The sequence below is a fragment of the Scytonema hankhaensis NUACC26 genome, assembly GCF_045865695.1.
In the GTDB taxonomy this organism is placed as follows: domain Bacteria; phylum Cyanobacteriota; class Cyanobacteriia; order Cyanobacteriales; family Nostocaceae; genus Scytonema.
Map to the genome: position 1 here is coordinate 48,551 of NZ_BAACAP010000225.1, position 19,848 is coordinate 68,398.

The 19,848-nt window shown below is 41.3% G+C and carries 13 protein-coding genes; 1 reads left to right on the forward strand and 12 read right to left on the reverse strand.

What is annotated here, in order from left to right; genetic code table 11:
- Positions 1-14: 14 nt before the first annotated feature.
- The 9 genes from ACKTT2_RS32575 to trpB form a co-directional block, all read right to left on the reverse strand.
- Positions 15-6,278, reverse strand: a complete 6,264-nt coding sequence (locus ACKTT2_RS32575; RefSeq protein WP_407894561.1) for a hybrid sensor histidine kinase/response regulator — start codon at positions 6,276-6,278, stop codon at positions 15-17.
- 125 nt (positions 6,279-6,403) lie between these two features.
- Positions 6,404-6,613 carry a hypothetical protein gene (locus ACKTT2_RS32580; RefSeq protein ID WP_407894563.1) on the reverse strand — a complete coding sequence of 70 codons (210 nt, stop codon included), beginning with the start codon at positions 6,611-6,613 and terminating at the stop codon, positions 6,404-6,406.
- A 54-nt stretch (positions 6,614-6,667) separates the two neighbouring features.
- Positions 6,668-7,366, reverse strand: coding sequence for a hypothetical protein (locus ACKTT2_RS32585; RefSeq protein ID WP_407894640.1), 699 nt, complete (start codon positions 7,364-7,366; stop codon positions 6,668-6,670).
- Between the two features lie 318 nt (positions 7,367-7,684).
- Positions 7,685-9,439: a hypothetical protein gene (locus tag ACKTT2_RS32590; protein ID WP_407894565.1), complete on the reverse strand. Its 1,755-nt coding sequence runs from the start codon at positions 9,437-9,439 to the stop codon at positions 7,685-7,687.
- A gap of 902 nt (positions 9,440-10,341) precedes the next feature.
- Positions 10,342-10,869, reverse strand: coding sequence for a hypothetical protein (locus ACKTT2_RS32595; RefSeq protein WP_407894567.1), 528 nt, complete (start codon positions 10,867-10,869; stop codon positions 10,342-10,344).
- A gap of 465 nt (positions 10,870-11,334) precedes the next feature.
- A complete protein-coding gene (locus ACKTT2_RS32600) occupies positions 11,335-12,771 on the reverse strand; it encodes a hypothetical protein (protein ID WP_407894569.1) in 1,437 nt (478 codons plus the stop codon).
- Positions 12,772-13,227: 456 nt separating this feature from the next.
- Positions 13,228-14,316, reverse strand: coding sequence for a 3-deoxy-7-phosphoheptulonate synthase (gene aroF, locus ACKTT2_RS32605; protein ID WP_407894571.1), 1,089 nt, complete (start codon positions 14,314-14,316; stop codon positions 13,228-13,230).
- Between the two features lie 135 nt (positions 14,317-14,451).
- Complete coding sequence (trpD, locus tag ACKTT2_RS32610; protein ID WP_407894573.1) at positions 14,452-15,579, reverse strand: anthranilate phosphoribosyltransferase; 1,128 nt, start codon at positions 15,577-15,579, stop codon at positions 14,452-14,454.
- Between the two features lie 111 nt (positions 15,580-15,690).
- Positions 15,691-16,926: a tryptophan synthase subunit beta gene (trpB, locus tag ACKTT2_RS32615; RefSeq protein ID WP_407894575.1), complete on the reverse strand. Its 1,236-nt coding sequence runs from the start codon at positions 16,924-16,926 to the stop codon at positions 15,691-15,693.
- 84 nt (positions 16,927-17,010) lie between these two features.
- Here trpB and ACKTT2_RS32620 point away from each other — a divergent pair, with 84 nt between their 5' ends.
- Positions 17,011-17,157: a hypothetical protein gene (locus ACKTT2_RS32620; RefSeq protein ID WP_407894577.1), complete on the forward strand. Its 147-nt coding sequence runs from the start codon at positions 17,011-17,013 to the stop codon at positions 17,155-17,157.
- On the opposite strand, the gene trpA is transcribed toward ACKTT2_RS32620, so the two are convergent.
- Genes trpA through trpC form a run of 3 tightly spaced genes read right to left on the reverse strand, consistent with a single transcriptional unit; the run spans position 17,147 to position 19,829 of the window.
- Positions 17,147-17,965 carry a tryptophan synthase subunit alpha gene (trpA, locus tag ACKTT2_RS32625; RefSeq protein ID WP_407894579.1) on the reverse strand — a complete coding sequence of 273 codons (819 nt, stop codon included), beginning with the start codon at positions 17,963-17,965 and terminating at the stop codon, positions 17,147-17,149. The genes ACKTT2_RS32620 and trpA overlap by 11 nt on opposite strands.
- Before the next feature lie 50 nt (positions 17,966-18,015).
- A complete protein-coding gene (locus ACKTT2_RS32630; protein ID WP_407894582.1) occupies positions 18,016-18,984 on the reverse strand; it encodes a zinc-dependent alcohol dehydrogenase family protein in 969 nt (322 codons plus the stop codon).
- Positions 18,981-19,829, reverse strand: a complete 849-nt coding sequence (trpC, locus tag ACKTT2_RS32635) for an indole-3-glycerol phosphate synthase TrpC (RefSeq protein ID WP_407894584.1) — start codon at positions 19,827-19,829, stop codon at positions 18,981-18,983. The genes ACKTT2_RS32630 and trpC overlap by 4 nt, the downstream gene beginning before the upstream one ends.
- Between the last annotated feature and the right edge of the window lie 19 nt (positions 19,830-19,848).

The window sequence follows — 19,848 nt, forward strand, 5'->3', positions numbered from 1 at the left end:
ATAGAGAGATGATATTACTCACCCTCATTAACCCAAGGTTGTGTGAGTTCTAACAACTGCTCGTACTGAAAATTATTAACTAGCACTGTTAAAGCTTGGGCTAGAGGTCGATTTAATTGCTCGATCTGAGAAATGCATTGCTGTACGGATTCTACTTCAAGATTTAGGATACAGGAGTGCAACTGAGCAATTAAATTAAGAGGTAACTCAGCTAGACTATCAGTAGTTAAAGCATTTGCTTCGGTTTGCTCTGGCTGAGAAGTTACAGTAATCTCTTCATATACAAAGCGTACACCCATATGTTTGTGTATGGCTTCAAAAATGTCTTCTTCTACAAAGGGTTTGTAAATAAAATCGTTACAACCAGCAGCTAGAATGGCGTTGCGCCTGTCCTCTAACACACTTGCACTCAAAGCAATAATTGCTGTTTGTTCGCTTTGATTGCTTCCTCGAATGCGTTGGGTTGCTTCCATTCCATCCATTATAGGCATTCGTATATCCATAAAAATTAAGTGTGGCTTTGTTTGTTCCCAAAGCGCGATCGCATCCAACCCATTACTCGCCTGTTCTACCTCAAAACCCAAAGGTGACAGTAGTTTCATCATCAACTGGCGATTCTCCCAACCGTCATCGACTACTAAAATTCGATAGCGCGGTTGGTTAGCTTCCAGTGCAATAACGCGACGCTTTGGTTGTTTTTCCTGAATTTCAGCAGGTTTCACCCAATAAGCTCGAATATAAAATTTGAAGCGACTCCCACGTCCTAATTCGGATTTCACTATCATTTCGCCCCCCATCAGTTGCACAAAGGAGCGTGCTATAGCCAATCCTAACCCCGTTCCTTCCTGAGATTGTTCGCCTGTCCTTGTTTGCACGAATGCTTCAAAAAGTTTATCTAATTCATCGGGTGCAATACCCATTCCCGTATCTTCTACTTCAAAGGTAATTGGGGATCGGGGATTGGCGATTGGCGATTGGCGATTGGCGATTGGCGATTGGGAATTATCTTCTCCAGTCCCCAGTCCCCATTGCCCCTTATCCCCAGAGGGGGCCCCGAGTTCCCCAGTACCCAATCCCTCTTTCACTCTCACTGTCACGCTTCCTTTTTTGGTAAACTTAATGGCATTAGAAAGGAGATTTATCAGGACTTGACGTAATTTTACCTCATCGGTTTGGATATATTGGGGGACATTTTGCGATCGCTCGAACAACAACTGCAATCCCTGATTCTCCGCTTTGAGTTGAAACATATCTTTTAAATCGGCTAGAAGTCGGTACAAATCAAAGGATGTTTCATTGAGAGATATACGTCCCGCCTCAATCTTCGACAAATCCAAAACTTGGTTAATAAGAGTCAGTAGGTGTTCTCCACTTCGAGTAATAATCTTCAGATTTTCTTGGTGTTCTGGTAGTATCTGAGTCGAACGACCGATTAATTGGGAAAAACCCAGAATCGCATTAAGAGGAGTCCGCAACTCGTGACTCATATTTGCTAAAAAGGCACTTTTGGCTTGGTTGGCTGTTTGCGCTTTATGAGTCGCTTCTGCAAGTTCGGCGGTACGTTGTTCTACTTTTTGTTCTAGCATCCGGCTGTAATCCTCTAACTGATTGTAGAGGTTAGCGTTTTCAATAGAAATCGCTGCTTGTGAAGATAATAAGTTCAAAACTTCCAATCGTTGTTGTGTAAATGCGCCAACAGTTAAATTATTTTCTAAATACAAAATCCCTATGAGTTTCCCAGCATTAATGAGCGGAGCGCATAGAATTGACTTCGTTTGATGTGCTTGAATGTAAGGTTCTGTCGTAAAACTATCTTCAGAAATCGCATCATTCAAAACAACGCTTTCTTGAGTCCGAATGACATAATTAACAATAGATAAGGGCAGGTTATTTTCCAGAGGCATTGATGGCAAAATTGTTGTTATACAGGCATTTTGCTCTGCTTCTGACTTCACCTCGCCCAATGCTTGAATTGTCCATTCTCCCTCACTTCCTATCTCTGCTTGTGAATGTAAAATGAGAAAACCTTTTTGTGCTCCCGCATTTTCAATTAATATCTTCATTAAAGAATCAAGTAATTTCTCCAGCACAATTTCACCAGAAATTGCTTGGGAAGCTTTCATTACTGTAGCCAAGTCTAAAGCTTCTTTAGAACTACTACCAGTTGTGATAGTAGAATTTTCCAGATTATTTGTTCGATTTGAATGAGCTATGGGAGAACTTGTAAACAATTGAGGATATCTCGTTTCCAAATCTATAGATTTTGCGATCGCTCCCCAACGCATATAGCAATAATGCGCCTCTTTCATATAAGTTTGGGCAAATTTCTCTTTATCACACCCAAGATAAAATTTTGCTGCTAATTCATAAGCTAATGCTTCTTCTTGAATGTACTCGTTGTTCCTAGCACCTTGAATGGCTCGTTCGTAAAAGATTTCTGCTTTGAGAAATTGACCCAAAACTCTCGCTTTCTCAGCTTCTACTAGATAAAATTTATGTAGGTAGTTCATGGGGGCGAAATCTGCCCATTTTTTCATTTTTTTCTGATTGTTACATAAATTTTTCAAAAAGCACTTTTGTTCTGACTTAGGGAGGGAAGGATAGACAGCAAGTTTAGCTAAAGAATCATAGAAATGAAATATGGGAACTAGTATTGCTCCTGTCGCACCATTTAAATAATTTTCTGCATTTGTTGCAATTTCAACAGCTTCTTTATAATTAGCAAATAAATAAGCTAAAACTAATTTATGTATATACAAAGTCAATGTTGCATACCTTTCATTAGATTGAATAAAAAAATGCAACATTTCGTCTAGACTGCTTGTCTCGCCAGTTAAGTTAGAATGGTTTTCTGGTGAATCCATTAATTTCAAAATGACTTGGAAATAAGAATCATAAATTTTTAAAGCATTTTTTTGTTTGAGTTGTATGACAGCTTCTCGATAAGCGATCGTCTCCTGTTTGAGTACGCTGAGTTCTTTACCTGTAAAGTAGGAATGCACGAAATAATTACGTATGCCAAAAGAAGCATATAATAGATCTCCTGTATCTACCCCACTTTGATAGCATTCTAAGAAGGGAACAATAGATTCTCGCATATGTTCCTTCCAATGTCTGATAAAAGTATTAAAGACTCCCCATATTTTTGCTTTAAATTCTTTAAGATGAAATCTCTCCATGAGATTTACAGCAAGTTGACCAAATTGATATCCCGACTCAACATCACCAACTATTCCACATAAAACTAAACCGTAATTGGCATAAGCATGAGCAGAACCCGGTGCATTGCCATATTTAACTGATAAACTGACTTGTTGAAACACAACCAGTGGTAACATTTCTGGAACAGCAAAATAGATAGCAGAAAATATGCTCGATAGCATACGTAAAGCTGCTAGCTTGTAAGGATCGGTCATGGGTGGCAAATCGCTTAATTGCTCAATACGTTTTCCAGCCAAAGCTAATTTAATCCTTAGCAAACCCAAACAAATATTCCACTTGCTTGGTAACTTTAGAAAGCTTATCCCTAATAACTTGAGAACTGGTAGGGCAATTTTAACTGCTTCTTGTAGTTTGACTTGGGTAACACAAGCTTGGATCTTAATTTGATAAACTTTTACTTTCTCCAATAGTAACTTCGCTTGCTGCAACACAACAGAGGCTAATTGTTCCATCTGTTTAAAATCTCCGCAAAGAAATGCAACTTCTGTGGCTTCGACATACAAAGCTAGTGTAAGGTCATAGTCTATTTGCCAACTATCCTCTGCCAACAATTCCATTCCTTTACTTAAGTACTTAGCAGCAGCAACATAAGCAGTTGCTGTTTTTGCTTTTTGACCTGCCATTAAGTTTAATTTCGCAATTTCATTTTTTTCCTCATATAATACACCCCTCCCTAACCCTCCCCTTACCAAGGGGAGGGTGCGCGGTAGCGCGGGTGGGGTATTTACCAACCCTCCCCTTACCAAGGGGAGGGTGCGCGGTAGCGCGGGTGGGGTATTTACACAGCCAAGATTGAGATGATCTACAATCTCAAATAGCTTTTCTGAAAGTTTGTGTTGTGAGTTTTTTAATAAATTGCGACCTATTTGTAAATGAACTGCTTGCTTTTGCGATTCATCTATTAAGGCGTATGCAGCTTGTTGTACGCGATCGTGTAAAAATTTATAATTTTGAACTATTAATTGTTCGTCTAATTCTGATGTATGTAATATTAAACCCGATTCCAATGCTGCTATTAGAGCGAAAGATAAGTCTTCGGGAGATTTTTCACAAATTATGGAGAGGGTATTTAAATCAAATTCAGCACCTATACAAGCAGCTAAACTTATAATTTGTTGTGTAGATTGAGGTAGTTTTTTGACTTTGCCAATCATCAAATCTACCACGTTATCGGTGATGTCTTGAGCTTCAATTTGAGTCAAATCCCAATTCCATTTAAGCTTTTGATTTTGAATAGTAGTCTGAGATGATGCAATTTGTGACAACTGCAGGGTGAGAGTAATCAGGTTTTCTGTATATAATGTCTTGAGAAACTCGTTGACAAAGAAAGGATTTCCATCCGTTTTTCGCAAGACCAATTTTGCTAAAGATAAACTGGCTTCTCCATCACTATGTAAAGTTTCGCTTATAAGTTGTGCGATCGCATCGATTTGCAAAGGCTGTAAATTTATAGAATGAATTCCAACCCCTGCTCTTTGCCAATTTTCCAGAGCGATCGCTAACGGATGTAAAGAAGTACCCCCTCTTATCTCTACTTCCTTGTCTCGATAAGCTCCTATTAAAAACAAATACTGTGTATTTCTATCTGCTACCATCAACTCAATTAATTTCAGAGTTGCCGAGTCTACCCATTGTAGATCGTCTAGAAAGATAACTAAAGGATGCTCTTGAGAGCAAAACACTCTAATGAAGTTTTGAAAGACTAAATTAAAACGATTTTGAGATTCCGTTGCTCCTAATTCTGGCACTTTTGGTTGTTTACCAATAATCAATTCTACTTCTGGGATAACATCAATAACAATTTGGGCATTCATACCCAAAGCTGCTAAGAGTTTTGAACGCCATTGTTGCAAAGAAGCTTCATCTTCAGTCAGTAGCTGTCGCACTAATCCAACTAAGGCGTCTACTATCGCACTGTAGGGAATGTTGCGCCGAAATTGGTCAAATTTACCAGAAATAAAGTAACCTCGCTTTTGGGTAATCGGTTTATAAATTTCTTGTACCAGTGCTGATTTCCCAATACCGGAACTCCCCGTGACTAACATCATTTCGATTTTATTTTGTAATGGAGAGGGTTGCTCCTCCCCAGACGCTACGCGCATAAACGCTGTCAGCAAAGTTTCTACTTCTTGTTCCCTACCATACAGTTTTTGCGGAATGTAAAATTTGTCAGAAACATCTCGACAACCAGGGGCAAATTGTACAATATTTCCCGATGCTTGTAATTGTGCCAAACATTCTTCTAAGTCAGCTTTAATTCCCCAGGTACTTTGATAGCGTTCTTCAGCATTCTTCGCCATCAACTTCATAACTATACTTGAAACCATTGAGGGAATATCTTTATTCACCTCATGCGGCTGAATGGGCTGTTTAGCAATATGACAGTGTACTAATTCCAGCACATCAGTAGTGACAAATGGCAATTGTCCTGTTAGCAATTCATAGAAAGTCACACCGAGAGAGTAAAAATCGGTGCGATAATCCAACATTCTGTTCATCCTTCCCGTTTGTTCCGGCGACATATATGCTAAAGTGCCTTCTATAACATTTGGATGTTGAAAACTTGGATCTGTACGACTAAACTGAGTAGAAATGCCAAAGTCTATAATTTTAACAATCCCTGAATCTGGATTGAGAACAATATTGCTAGGGTTAATATCTTTGTGAATAATATTAGCAGTATGAATCTTGCCGAGAATTTCTGTAATTTGTATGGCAAGGCGTAAGAATTCATTCAAAGACATTGGGCAATACTTTTGCGGTGACTCCTGCATGAGTTTTTGTAAGGATTCTCCACCAAAGTCTTCAAACACAATGAAGAAGGTTCTTTGATACTCCTGTAATTCATAAGCCCGAATAATACCTTCTGCATTGAGAGAACGAATAATTTTATATTCCTGTTTGTAGCGAGTAAGTTCTGCCGGGGTAGGATAGTCTTGCTTGAGAAGTTTAAGGACGACGGCTGCTTCCGTTTGTTTTCTGACCCCTCTATATACAAGAGAATTGGCACTTTCGTAAATTTTGCTTGTAATGGCAAAATTCGTTAGGGAAAACATAAAACGCTCCTATTGCTCAGACTATACTGCCGTCGTCTACGCACCAAGAGAAGTCGTTGACCTCTAAATTTTACTATGGCGTCAATCCGAGCATTTGAGCAACTGTATAAGATATAGTGCCAAAATTAGTGGTCTGAACTTTCTGTAGGTGTGACTTCAGCTTCTTCATCCTCATCCCATGTCTCCAACCAATCGCCCTCCACGTCATCCACATAGAGGTTGACATGATCTAAGCCGAACTCAATTCGGTCATCTTGTAATTTTTGGGCTTTTTCCACAGCCTGAAGTACTTTTGATAATTTATCTCGATTGTAATTTTGTCTTTCAGTAACCATAATAATTTATGAAAAAACTGTTGAGTTAAAAAAATATACTTAAACAGAAGGAACTTACGAGGGTACACTGAATTTTAGATAGCTCCCTATTTTAAGATTATTACTGTTGTATAAGGTAATATTCACTAACTGTTTAATAAATTCCGGTTCACCAGGATGAAAACTTAAAAATAATCCTCGTTCTATACCCCATTCACGTAAAGTATTTTTCCAATCCTGATATTTAATCTCAGTGAATTCTTCAGAAAGGCTAGTAAGTTGAACACAAAGGGGTTTCTCCTGACTACTACTAACAATTAAATCTGTAGCCATTGAAAGATCGGCTACGTAACGCTGCAAAACAGTTCCTTGACGACTTTTAATTTCATTAACTATCTTAGCTAATAATTCGACATCTTCCTGGTTAAACTCACCAGCCATCATTTTTTGTTTCCAAATATACAATTTTGAGTCCGCTTCATTTAACCATTTGGGAAATAAATAGCTGTACCAATATCTGACTGGCGCAGTCATTCTAGCTAAATCTAATTGACAAACTTCAGGAGTTTGTACTTTAAGTTGAAGCCAAACTTCAGAATCTTCGATCGCCTCCAACAAAAAAGCCATTACTAACTTTTTAGTATTCAAAGAACCATCTTTTGTGTCCTTAATCCAACGCCTTATTTCATCTAACCTTTTTGCTAAGTTAGGGTCTATTAAAGATGCCTCACTTATGAGAAATTTTAGTTTTTCCTTAACCTCTTTTGCCTGCAAACAAACTCCTTTTAACTTTATACCTTGCCCTGAGAGGCGCTGAAAATACTTTTTCAAAACTTAACCAGTTAAAATTTAGCTAGTTAGAGCTATTTTCTGGTAAGGGATTGACAAAAGTAATACTTAATAGCTTAAAGTATAGTAAAAAACTTATGGCTTTGGCAATCAAGACGTGAAAACACTGTTGCTTGATACTGCATCACCTATAACAATGCCTGCTTCTAAGTTGATGAGGTAACACAAAAAGCAGTCACAGGACGAATGCCAAGTGACTGCTACAAACTACGAAAGGAATTTGTTAAAAAGGTGAATGATAAATTATGGGCTAGGTGCAGCCGCGATCGCACTACTATTATCAGAGTAGAAAAGCTTATCGTAAGTCTTGCGACCGCCTTCAGTTAACTCACCTGTCAGTGGTTCAAACGCACCACCGAATCTGCCAATTAAGGAATTTACCAGATTATCAGCGCCGTCCTTAATTCCCAATGACAATACTAGATTATCCAACTTGCCAAGGAAATCGCCCCCATCAGTAGAGGATTTGTCAATAATAACAGACCAGTTACCATTACCAATCACAATGCTGTTGCTGGTGAAGACCCTATTACCATTACCAATGATTGTGTTATTACTACCGAAGTCCCAGTTACCGTTTCCAAGGGTGGTATTGTTATTTCCAAAGTTCCAGTTACCGTTACCCAAGGTATTGTTGTTAGCCGTTGACTCCCAGTACCAGTTACCATTACCCAAAGTTCTGTTGTTCTGGCTAGAGTCTAAATACCAGTTACCATTACCAATAGTCGCGTTGTCTTTGGTAAAATCCCAATTCCAGTTGGCATTACCGATGCTTGCATTGGATTTCCCATAATTCCAGTTGGCATTACCGATAACTGCGCTGTCACTTCCAAAGTCCTTATTGCCGTAACCAATAGGTATGCTGCCATCAGGAGTATTGAAAATGTTGTCAGTACCACTGAAGGGTAACAAACCACCAAGAACGGTGTACAAAATATCAGAAGGTGGCTGAACAGCCTGAGAACCACTACCACCAGCCAAGTTTTGGTAAGGATCTTCTCCACCACCAGCAAGGTCATTGACAGTATTGATACCGGTATTGGCACTGATGATGTCATTCTTGTAAAGCGTCAATAAATCTGAAGGGGATTTTAGAGGCGTGTTGTTACCACTAAAAAGTTTTTTACCTACAGCAGAATTGACTGTTTTCGTGAAGTTTAACAAACCATCTTGGACAATTCTGAGAGTTTCAGAGGAGGATCTGCCACTACTTCCAGATGATAAGCTTTCACCAAAAATAACTTGTGTGATATCAAAAGAGGGCTGTTGAGGTATGCTACCACCAGTACCGGAAGTTCCAGCACCAGCAAATGGATTGCTAGTACTAGTACCGGAAGTTCCAGCACCAGCAATCGGATTGCTAGTACTAGTACCGGAAGTTCCAGTACCAGCAATCGGATTGCTACCACCAGTACCGGAAGTTCCAGTACCAGTAGTGGGAAATGGGTTGCTAGAACCACCAGGTAAGGTTTGCCCGTATACTGATGTCAAGAAATTTGAGGCTGAGTCAGGTATGGGAAAGTTTACACCATATACCTGCTTCAAGAAATCGAGAGCTGGGGCATTAGTACTACCAAAGGGGTTATTTCCACCAGCAAAGGGGTTTCCACCAGTTGAAGAAGTCGTAATGCCACTCTCAGAAAGTCTGTTGCTCAGCTTAACAATAACTGAGTCAACTATTTCTTCGGTTGTATAATTTATCACTTTTGAAAATCTCTCTGGTGTGGTTTCTTTACCGATAATCCACTGATTGTCACCAACAACCGTGTTGCCAAGACTTGCATAAGCAGAGCCACCACCACCAGCATATGGGTTGTTTTCAGCACCAGCAAAAGAATTATTGCTAGTACTCGAACTCCAAGTGCTGTCACCAGACAAAGTAACGCTAGAACCAAAAGTGCTAGGGAGTGAACCGCTAGAAGTGCTCGAAGATGTGTTGTAAGTTACATCAGTTGAGGGAGTACCCGGTGTGAGAATATCAGTAGTAGACGTTGCCATTAACAATAATCCTCCTAATTTTTGGAACCAAAATCTCGTAGAATATAAAAGATAAAAAAGTCGATCCTGCTTATCAAGCTCGCTGTGAGAGTTTCTTGAGAGCAGGGATTATTGGCTAGTAGCTCTTGAAAGCTTGTTGGGTGACCCTTACAATGGGTTTAACCCAGCATTTCCTGCATTAATTAAGAATTTGAACTGTTTGAATGCGAATCGCAAGAATCTTGTTGCTAGATTGACTGCTCGTGTAATATCAATGTACAAAGTTATGAGACATAAAAAACGCGCTGCGATCGCTAAAAATTTAGTCAAATGAGACTAGACTTTTTGTTGAGTTTCTTAGAGAATAGTAAGTCTTCAGCATATAATTATTCACGCAAGAGAAACACTATGAGTAAAGGTAGATACAACCGGTAACGCACATTGTGACTTGTTTTTTTTACTTCAGTCAACATTAGCTAATTAAAATCTACGGACTTACAAGACAAACAGCAATAAGTTATTTTTCGATAAGATTGCCTATTCTTTAGATATCTTTATTGTTTTTTTATTTAAATGTAAAAAATGCCAATAAAGAACAATACAAAAAACACAAGAATATTTTTTTCGGTAAAATTGCCTATTTTTTTGATGTTCTTACTCCCTTTCCACTCTAAAATTACCGATCTTTGTAGGCACTGCCCACCCTACTACATATTTGGGTAATCTCCTGGTGGGAAGGGGTAATTCAAGATACAACATACTAACGCGATCGAAAAATAGGTTTGTCTCAGACGCAAACAGAATAACTGTTGTATAACGTCTCAAAACAAACCCAATGAGCAACTTTCTTCTTTTATCCTTAGAGCGTGAGTGTTAGAGGATGTTTGTCAAGTCTACTGTTGTATCAAGATCCCCTAGCCTTATCAGACAATTGTGTTAGTATTTGTACCACCAACTAATGGGCTGTTAGTAGCTTGGAGTTGATTGATGTTGCTACTGTATGCAATGTCATTCTGTAAGAGTTTGAAGACATCAGCAGCAGATTGCGGAAGCTGATTGTTACCGCCAATACCAGAATTCCGGTTGACAGTGTTGTAAAAATTTGTAATGTCAGCCTCTATCAACTTCATTACATCATTAGGAGATTGTAAAGGAACAACACTGCCACTGCTTGTGACTGGGCTGCTAGTACTAGGTACACTAGTACCATTAACCACTGTGTTGCCACTAGCAGTTCCACGACCAGTACTGTTTAAATAGTTGACAAACTCAACCACAGGTGTTATTAAAGCCAAGTCACCGTTAGTCACTGCATTACCGCTTTTATACCGGTTAACAATGTCAGTGAAGGTTGAGAGGTTTTTTTGAATCCGGTTTAAAACATCACCGGATAGTTGAGGGAACACACTATTGCTACTAGCGTTGGTGTTAACATTTGAAGCCGTTGTCATAAACAAAAATCCTCCTATTGTTAGAACAAAGATTTTTCTGCACTAGAGAGAATAATGCTAGCTGGGTTTATGACTTTCTTCTTCGGTCTTTTCAATGGAGACAAGTTAACGGCTAGTAGCTTGTGGAATAATGTTGGGTTCGTCAGTAAAAGGTTGAACCCAACATTTTTGTATCAATTTGTCACTTTATACCAATTTAATATGAAGCTGCATATTATTTTTACCCCGACTAACCTCCCCTTATAAAGGGGAGGAAAATAAATTTCCTGTTTCCCCCCTTGATAAGGGGGAGCCACTGCGCCATCGCGGGTTAAGCGACTTGTAGCAAGTGGTGAGTCCACCCTTGTAGAAAGGTTTCCTTTCGTAGAGGAGTGGCGAACCCGTAAGGGCGTGGATTAAGGGGGGTAAGGAGAGATGCCACAGATGGTAGAGTTTTTTCGGGAGCATCTTCATCTAAAAACGGTATTAGATAAATAGGTTAGTACCGCCACCAAAGGTAGTATCAGCGCCACTAAATGGATTGCTTCCATCAGTAGAGGAGTTACCACTAGCAAATGTTTCTTGGTACTGTCCGATATTCCCACCAATGGTTGAAACCTGACCTTGGATGTATGCTTTTGCATCATCAGACAAATAGTCAGGAAGATTTAAATCTCCACCGTTAAGAATTGCCAGAAACTCTTCTTGAGTTGGATAATTAGAAGTCACACTGCTACCAGCAACAGATTCGTTGAGGGTCGCAACAGAAGAAGTATCAATGCCGCTATTGATGATATCTGATTGATTTGTGGTGTTACTGACTACTATAACTTCACCTGTTGGAATAACAATGTTGTCTTCAGCAGGAGTAACGACTTCAGAAACTAGTACTGGTTCATCTTCAACTGTTTCTTCAACTGTTAAAGATGGTGTACTACCTGTTAAAGAAGTCACTAATCCACTAACTGTAGAGGCTATTTGCTCTTCAATCAGTCCAGTATCTCCACCATTGACTTGTGTAGTCACAAAGTTACTTAAGTCGGCACGAGTTGCATCGATTTGATTTGCTTGTGGATTGGAAGCAAAAGGGCTATCAGCTTGATTACTGTCACCGCCACCAAAGCCGCCTGTGCTACCGCCACCAAAGCCGCCTGTGCTACCGCCGCCAAAGCCGCCTGTGCTACCGCCACCAAAGCCGCCTGTGCTACCGCCACCAAAGCCGCCTGTGCTATCGCCGCCAAAGCCGCCTGTGCTACCGCCGCCAAAGCCGCCTGTGCTACCGCCGCCAAAGCCGCCTGTGCTATCGCCCTCAGAGCCGCCTGTACTACCGCCCTCAGAGCCGCCTGTGCTACCGCCACCAAAACCGCCTGTGCTACCGCCCTCAGATCCGCTGCTAGCCTGAATGGCTTGGTTGCTTACATTGCCACCAAAACCGGGATCGAACGGATTATAACCCCCAAAAGATGGATCTTCTCCGCTACTTGTTTGAGTGCCATCGCCTGTTTGAGTGCCACCGCCAAACTGGTTTCCACCACCAGACTGGCTGCCACCACCTGGTGGTTGATTAAATGGGTTTAGCGTGCTGGTGTCAATACTGGTGTTAGCGTCAGGAGTACCGCCACCAGGAGGAAACGCGGTATAAATTGCTTGGTCAATGTTATATCTGATTTGATCGAAAGGCGACACTGGTGAACCACCACCAGCAAATGAATTACCTCCCTCACCACCAGATTCAGTACCGCCACCGCCGGGAAAGCCTGGTAAATTCTCAGTCCCTACAGCATCGCCTAAACGACCAAATGGAGATTGTGAAAATCCAGAACCAGAAGTATTTTGGGTAGAAGTGTTTTCATCTGCCATTGAAAATAATTCTCCTATCTCTAAACTAAAGATTGTAGAAGCAATGGGAATCGTTACAGACAAAAATAGTCTGCTTGTTTACTAGTTTCTGCTTATTTTTATCGCTCAAATAAATATGAACTTTGAGGTTTAACAAAGTGTCCAGCGTTGTCTAGTAAAATGCAATCACACCAATTTTTAAATGATGTATATCCAATTAAATCAAACTGTAAACAACGCTACTATCTATATAAAATTTAAATAAAATCTTAAAAATTTTCAATAAAATTTCTTTTGATGGATCTATCAAATTTTTAGATATATTTTTATTAGGTAAAATCCAAAATAGAAACTGCGATCGCTACCTTTAACTAACTTATAGGTAGCAATCGCAGTTTCTATTTTCAAGGAAAAATAATATCCAACCTTGGTTGAATAATTATAAAACTCCTATTGAATTTTTGAAATGTACGTAGTAGGTAGGGCTATGCCGCACAAAACCTAAAAGTGGTGGGCTTTAGCCCTACCTACTTTCAACTCCTATACCATCACTCCTACTTCTTTTCTAGAAGGTTTGAAAGTCTGTTCTTTAGGCCAACGACCAACGACTTTACCAATAACTGACAATTCCTGAACCAAGCGATCGAACTTTTCAGGAGTGAGAGATTGAGGTCCATCAGAAAGAGCTTTAGCAGGATTGGGGTGAACTTCAATCATTAAAGAATCTGTACCTGCTGCTATAGCTGCTAACGCCATAGAACCAACATACTCAGACTGACCAGTACCGTGACTGGGATCGATCATGATTGGCAGATGTGTAAGCTGTCTCAAGACTGGAATGACGGACAAATCTAAGGTGTTGCGAACATATTTGGAATCAAAAGTTCTGATTCCACGCTCGCAAAGAATCACATTTGGATTTCCAGAAGCCAGAATATATTCCGCAGCCATGAGCCACTCATCAATTGTGCAAGACATTCCTCGCTTGAGCAGTACGGGCTTATCTTGAGCGCCTACTTTCTTCAATAGAGAAAAGTTTTGCATATTGCGAGCGCCAACTTGTACCACATCAGCGACACGAGCGATCGCAGACAAATCAGCAGCATCCATAACTTCTGTAATGATACCCAAGCCTGTTGCTTCGCGAGCTGCTGCTAATAACTCTAGAGCACTCTCACCATGTCCTTGAAAAGCATAAGGAGAAGTACGAGGCTTGAAAGCACCACCACGTAAAAACTGGGCTCCTGCTGCCTTCACCCGCTTAGCTGTCTCCACAATCATGGCTTCATTTTCAACAGAGCAAGGTCCAGCAACCAATACAATAGGATGTTGCTCCCCAATGTAGATAGAACCATTGGGTGTAGGAACAACAACCTCACTTGGTTGTCCGTGACGGAATTGCCGACTCGCCCGCTTAAAAGGTTTCTCAACTCGTAAAACTTGCTCGATCCAAGGGCTGCTATTTTGAATAATCAATGGGTCAAGGGTTGCAGTATCACCAATCATTCCGAGAACAACTTTATGATGACCGACACTTTTTTCTACAGAAACTCCCCAAGTTTCGCTCAATTCTTGACTAATGCGAGTAATTTCCTCAACTGGTGTATTATTCTTAATAACTACAATCATGACTGTTTATCCTCTAAATTTGATAGTAGTTAGCGATCGGTGATTAGTAGGGGCGCAACGCCTTGCGCCCTTACAGCGATCGATGGTCATTGGTCACTGGTCACTGGTCACCGGTCACTGGTCACTGGTCACTGGTCACTGTAAAAATTCCGCAAGTTGTTCTAGCTTTTTCCAAGCTTCTCCACTGTGCAGAACTTCTTTGGCAAGAGCAATACCTTTTGTGCAAGCTGTTACAATATCAGTTGCCCCATCATCAATTGCTTCACCTACATAAAGTGCTAGTGCAGCATTTAATGCAACAACATCTTGCTGTGCTTGTGTCCCTTTTCCTTGTAAAACTGCCTTTAAAATTTCAGCGTTTTCCTGGACTTCTCCACCTCGTAATGCTTCAGTTGGTGCAGGAGTTAAACCCACTTCTTCGGGACTAAGCACCGCCGGAATGACAGTTCGATCTTTGAGTACAGCCAAGTCATTTAAATCTGCTAGCCCAGCTTCATCTAACCTTTCCCGTCCGTACACGACAATTGCACGGCGAGTTCCAAGTTCTGACAAAGCTTTCGCAATCGTTTCTACTAGCATTGGGTCACACACACCAATTATTTGCCCTGTTGGTCGCATGGGATTGACTAGAGGACCAAGCAAGTTAAAAACAGTTCGCACTTTTAGTGTTTTCCGCATAGCGGCAACTGCTTTTAGTGCTGGATGCCACCCAGCAGCAAATAAGAATGTTACGCCGACCTCATCAACTGCGGATTTAACTTTCTGAGGGTCGGCGCTAAGATTTATACCTAAAGCCTCTAACACATCAGCCGACCCAGTTTTACTGGACGCCGAACGATTACCATGCTTTGCAACTTTTACTCCTGCTGCTGCAACAACAAAAGCAACGGCTGTGGAGATGTTGAAGGTTGAGGCTCCATCTCCTCCGGTACCACAAGTGTCAATTACAGGAAGCGATGGGGGATTGGTGATTGGGGATTGGAAAGAATGAGCTTCTCCAGTTCCTCCTAATGATTGGGATTGCAGGACACCAGCCATACCCACTAACTCTTCTGTGGAGACTCCTTTGGCTTGAATTGCTGCTAATATTGCTCCAGATAACACTGGAGGAATAGTATCTGTTAGCCAACCTTCCATGAGTGCTGAGGCTTGCTCGACTGAAAGCGATCGCCTATCGAGTAGTTGCTTGAGCAAAGCAGGTAAATCGAGAGATTCGGGAGAGACGGTGATATTGTCACTGACAGCTTGTGTTAAGACTACCATATTAATTCTGGTTTTTGGTGAATGCAGTTGCGAAGAAGAATTTCAATTTTGCGATCTTGAATGAAATTTTTTCTCAATCCAAAATCCAAAATCCAAAATCTAAAATCAGTATCAAGCCGGATTGAGCACTTTAGCAACTGTTTGCACGTCCTTATCTCCTCTACCAGAACAATTAATCACTATTCGGGGGCTACCGCTTAATTGCGGGCAAAGAGTTTCAAGATATGCGATGGCATGAGAAGTTTCCAAAGCTGGAATAATTCCTTCTAGCTGAGACAAACGTTGGAAAGCAGCTAAAGCGTCAGAGTCAGTCACGCTGTAATATTCAGCACGACCGAGATCCTTAAGATAACTGTGTTCTGGACCGACACCAGGGTAGTCCAAACCAGCACTAATGGAATGTGCTTCCACAACCTGACCGTCGCCATCTTGCAATACATAGCTCATAGCACCGTGTAACACGCCGATACGACCCCGCGTTAAAGTAGCTGCATGCTTCTCCGTGTTAACACCTTCACCTGCTGCTTCAACTCCCACGATCCGGACAGATGAGTCATTTACAAACTCAGCAAACAGTCCGATCGCATTAGAACCACCGCCCACGCAAGCCAAAAGGATGTCTGGAAGACCGCCCCATTTTTCCAAACATTGAGCGCGAGTCTCTTGACCAATAATAGCGTGAAAATCGCGTACCAGCATTGGATAGGGATGAGGACCAGCAACAGAACCTAAAATGTAGTGAGTTGTTTCTACATTTGTTACCCAGTCCCGGATAGCTTCAGAGGTCGCATCCTTGAGAGTTCCAGTACCAGCTTCAACGGAACGCACCTCTGCTCCCATCAACTTCATCCGGAATACGTTAAGGGCTTGGCGTTGCATATCCTGAATGCCCATGTAAATGACGCACTGCAACCCAAAACGAGCGCATACGGTAGCAGTTGCCACTCCGTGCTGCCCCGCTCCTGTTTCAGCAATAATTCTTTGCTTGCCCATACGCTTAGCCAGCAACACCTGACCCAAAGCATTGTTAATTTTATGAGCACCTGTATGGTTTAAATCTTCCCGCTTTAAGTAGATTTGTGGCCCTGTTCCATCAGGTCTAGCATAATTTGCTGTCAAACGCTCGGCAAAATATAAAGGACTAGGGCGTCCCACATAATCGCGCAGCAACTCGTTTAATTCTGCTTGAAAAGCTGGGTCATTACGATACTGTGCTGCTGCTGCTTCTAATTCACTTAAAGCAGGCATGAGTGTTTCAGGTACATATTTGCCCCCGAAACGTCCAAATCTTCCTAAAGAGTCAGGAACTACAGATGCTGCAATGTTTTTATCTGAGATGCTTACCACTGGTGAAAAACTCCTTGTTGGTTAATGGTTAGTTGTTAGCGGTTAGTAATTAGTAGGCAATTCACTATTCAGGATTTCCAAGAAATGAATTATGTATTTTGTGGTACGTGGTACAGGCGTCCTCACCCGTGGTACGGGCGTCCTCGCCCGTTACATATTGTTGGCGTGCTAGAAGCCCGCACCACAAGAAATTTTGAGAGATTTTGTTATTGGAAGCCCGTTAGCGATTAGTCACTAGCAATTCAGGCGCGATCGCTGTTTTTAATTCTTTACAAAGTTCTTCAATTGCTTGGAGTCCTTCTTCTGGAGTGCCTGTTGCTAAACGTTTTACAAAAGCGCTACCAACAATAACGGCGTCTGCACCCCATTCTTTGACTTGACGTGCTTGTTCCGAGCCGGAAATACCAAACCCAACGCCGATTGGCTTATCACTGACGCTCCGCATGGATGTTAGCAAAGGCTTCACGCGATCTTGAATTTGAGAACGTATACCTGTTACACCAGTGACACTAACAAGATAAATAAATCCTCTTGAAGATTGCGCGAGCGCATCAATTCTCTCTTTGGAACTTGTAGGAGCTACAAGCAAAATCACTTCTACTCCAAATTCAGCAGCCGTATTAATTAACTCTTCTGCTTCTTCTAAAGGTAAATCTGGAACAACTAAGCCCTTCGCTCCAACATTTGCTATTTCTGCTAAAAATGACCTAATACCCCGATTTAAAATAGGATTGTAATAGGTAAATAAAATAATAGGAGCTTGCAAAGTAGGGCTAACTTCTGCCACTAATTCTAGCACTTGTTCTAGTGTAGTTCCTCTAGACAAAGCGCGAGTTGCTGCTGCTTGAATAACCGGACCGTCCGCAAGGGGATCGGAATAGGGAACACCTAATTCAATAAAGTCAGCACCATTCCTATCTAGTATGCGCAAAGCCTCTTTTGTTGTCTCCAGATCTGGATCTCCTGCTGTCACAAAAGGAATTAAAGCGCACTGATTGTGATTTCTCAAAGATTGAAAGCGTTCAGAAATAGAAGTCATTGTACCTAATTTGGTTAGTGGTTAGTGGTTAGTGGTTAGTAGAAATACTGCTAACCACTAACTTGAATAACAATCTTGCCACGTACATCTTTATCTCCTTCTTCAAACTTTTGATGGGCTTGTGCAACATAATCGAGGGGAAAGGTCATTCCGATAACGGGTTTGATTCGATCGCGCTCGATTAAGGTTCTCAAAGCATCTAGTTTGGGGCGAGGATTGTCTAAGTGTACGAAGTGAATTGTAATGTTTTTGGCGATCGCATAGTTCAGGTCGCCATGTACGCCTGTGACTGTTACAGCCCGACCATCAGATTTGATGACCGCTAAACTTTGGGCTAAAAGTTCGCCTGCGACAGTAGAAAAGGTAACGTCAACGCCTTCACCATGAGTTTCCCTCATGAGAATGTCAATAAAGTTTTCGGAGTGGTAGTCTATTGCTGTGTCTGCACCTATAGACTTAACAAGGTCAAAATCGTATCTACCGCAAGTTGTATAAACATAAGCACCTGCTGCTTTAGCGATTTGGATGGCAAAAGAGCCAACTCCTCCTGCACCGCCATGAATGAGTACAGTTTCGCCTACTTTGATATTAGCCTTATCAATCAGTGCAGTCCATGCAGTACCACCTGCAACAGGTACGCTAGCCGCTTGTATATGCGACAGATTCATAGGTTTTCTGGCAATAATTGATTCATTTGCTACATTATACTCAGCATAAGCACCACTATTATCAAAATGTCCTATGGCGTAATAAACTTCATCACCTACCTTAAAATCTTGAACGTTTTCACCAACTGCTTCAATGACTCCGGAAACGTCAAATCCAATAATGGCAGGGAGTTCTCTTTTGGGTGGAAACAGCCCTCGACGTACCCCACAGTCAGCCGGATTCACTGAGGATGCACAAACTTTCACTAGGACTTGGTTTTTACCAGGTGTTGGTTTTTCTACCTCATTTTGTACAAAAACTTCCGGACCTCCGAAGTTTGTTATCATCAATGCTTTCATCAAAAAAGTCATTTGTCACTGGTCACTGCTAATATAGTCCGTACAGCTTTCTCTACATCAGCTTGTTTGACTAAGGATTCTCCTACAAGCACGGCACGAGCGCCAACTTGAGCGACAAATGATAAATCGGCAGGTGTGTATAAGCCAGACTCACTAACAAGAGTGATACCGTAGCTTTGTAATTGCGATCGCCTCTGCTCTGAGAGTTCCTGTGTTGTTCTAATATCGAGTGTAAAATCTTCTAGGTTGCGATTGTTTATACCTATTAAGCGTATGTTTTCTAATTTTAGAACTCTATCGAGTTCTGCTAGGGTATGAACTTCTACTAGAGCTTTCATTCCCAAATCGTGGATAACTCTTGCAAAATCCTGAATTTCTTCATCTGTCAGGATAGCTGCTATCAACAATACAGCATCAGCACCTGCCACACGTGCGTAATAAATTTGATAAATATCAATAATAAACTCTTTACACAACAGTGGTAATGTAACTTTTTGCCTAATATTACGTAGGTTATCAAAACTACCCTGAAAGAACTTGGAATCTGTCAGAACGGACAAACAAGCTGCTCCACCTCGCTCGTAAGCTTGTGCGATCGCGACTGGATCGAAGTCAGCACGAAGCACGCCACGGCTTGGAGATGCTTTTTTTACCTCCGCAATTACACTAGGGACGTAAGGATTTTCCTGCAAAGCCTTTAAGAAATTTCTAACTGCAGGAGCCGTACTTAATTGTTGTTGCAAAGAAGCCAAAGGCAATTCTTGGCGCATCTGTGCAACTTCTTCCCTTTTGTGCCACACAATTTCTTCAAGGATGTGGCGCGGGCGAACACCAACAGTAGCAACAGAATAACTCATAATGATGATGCAAGAGATG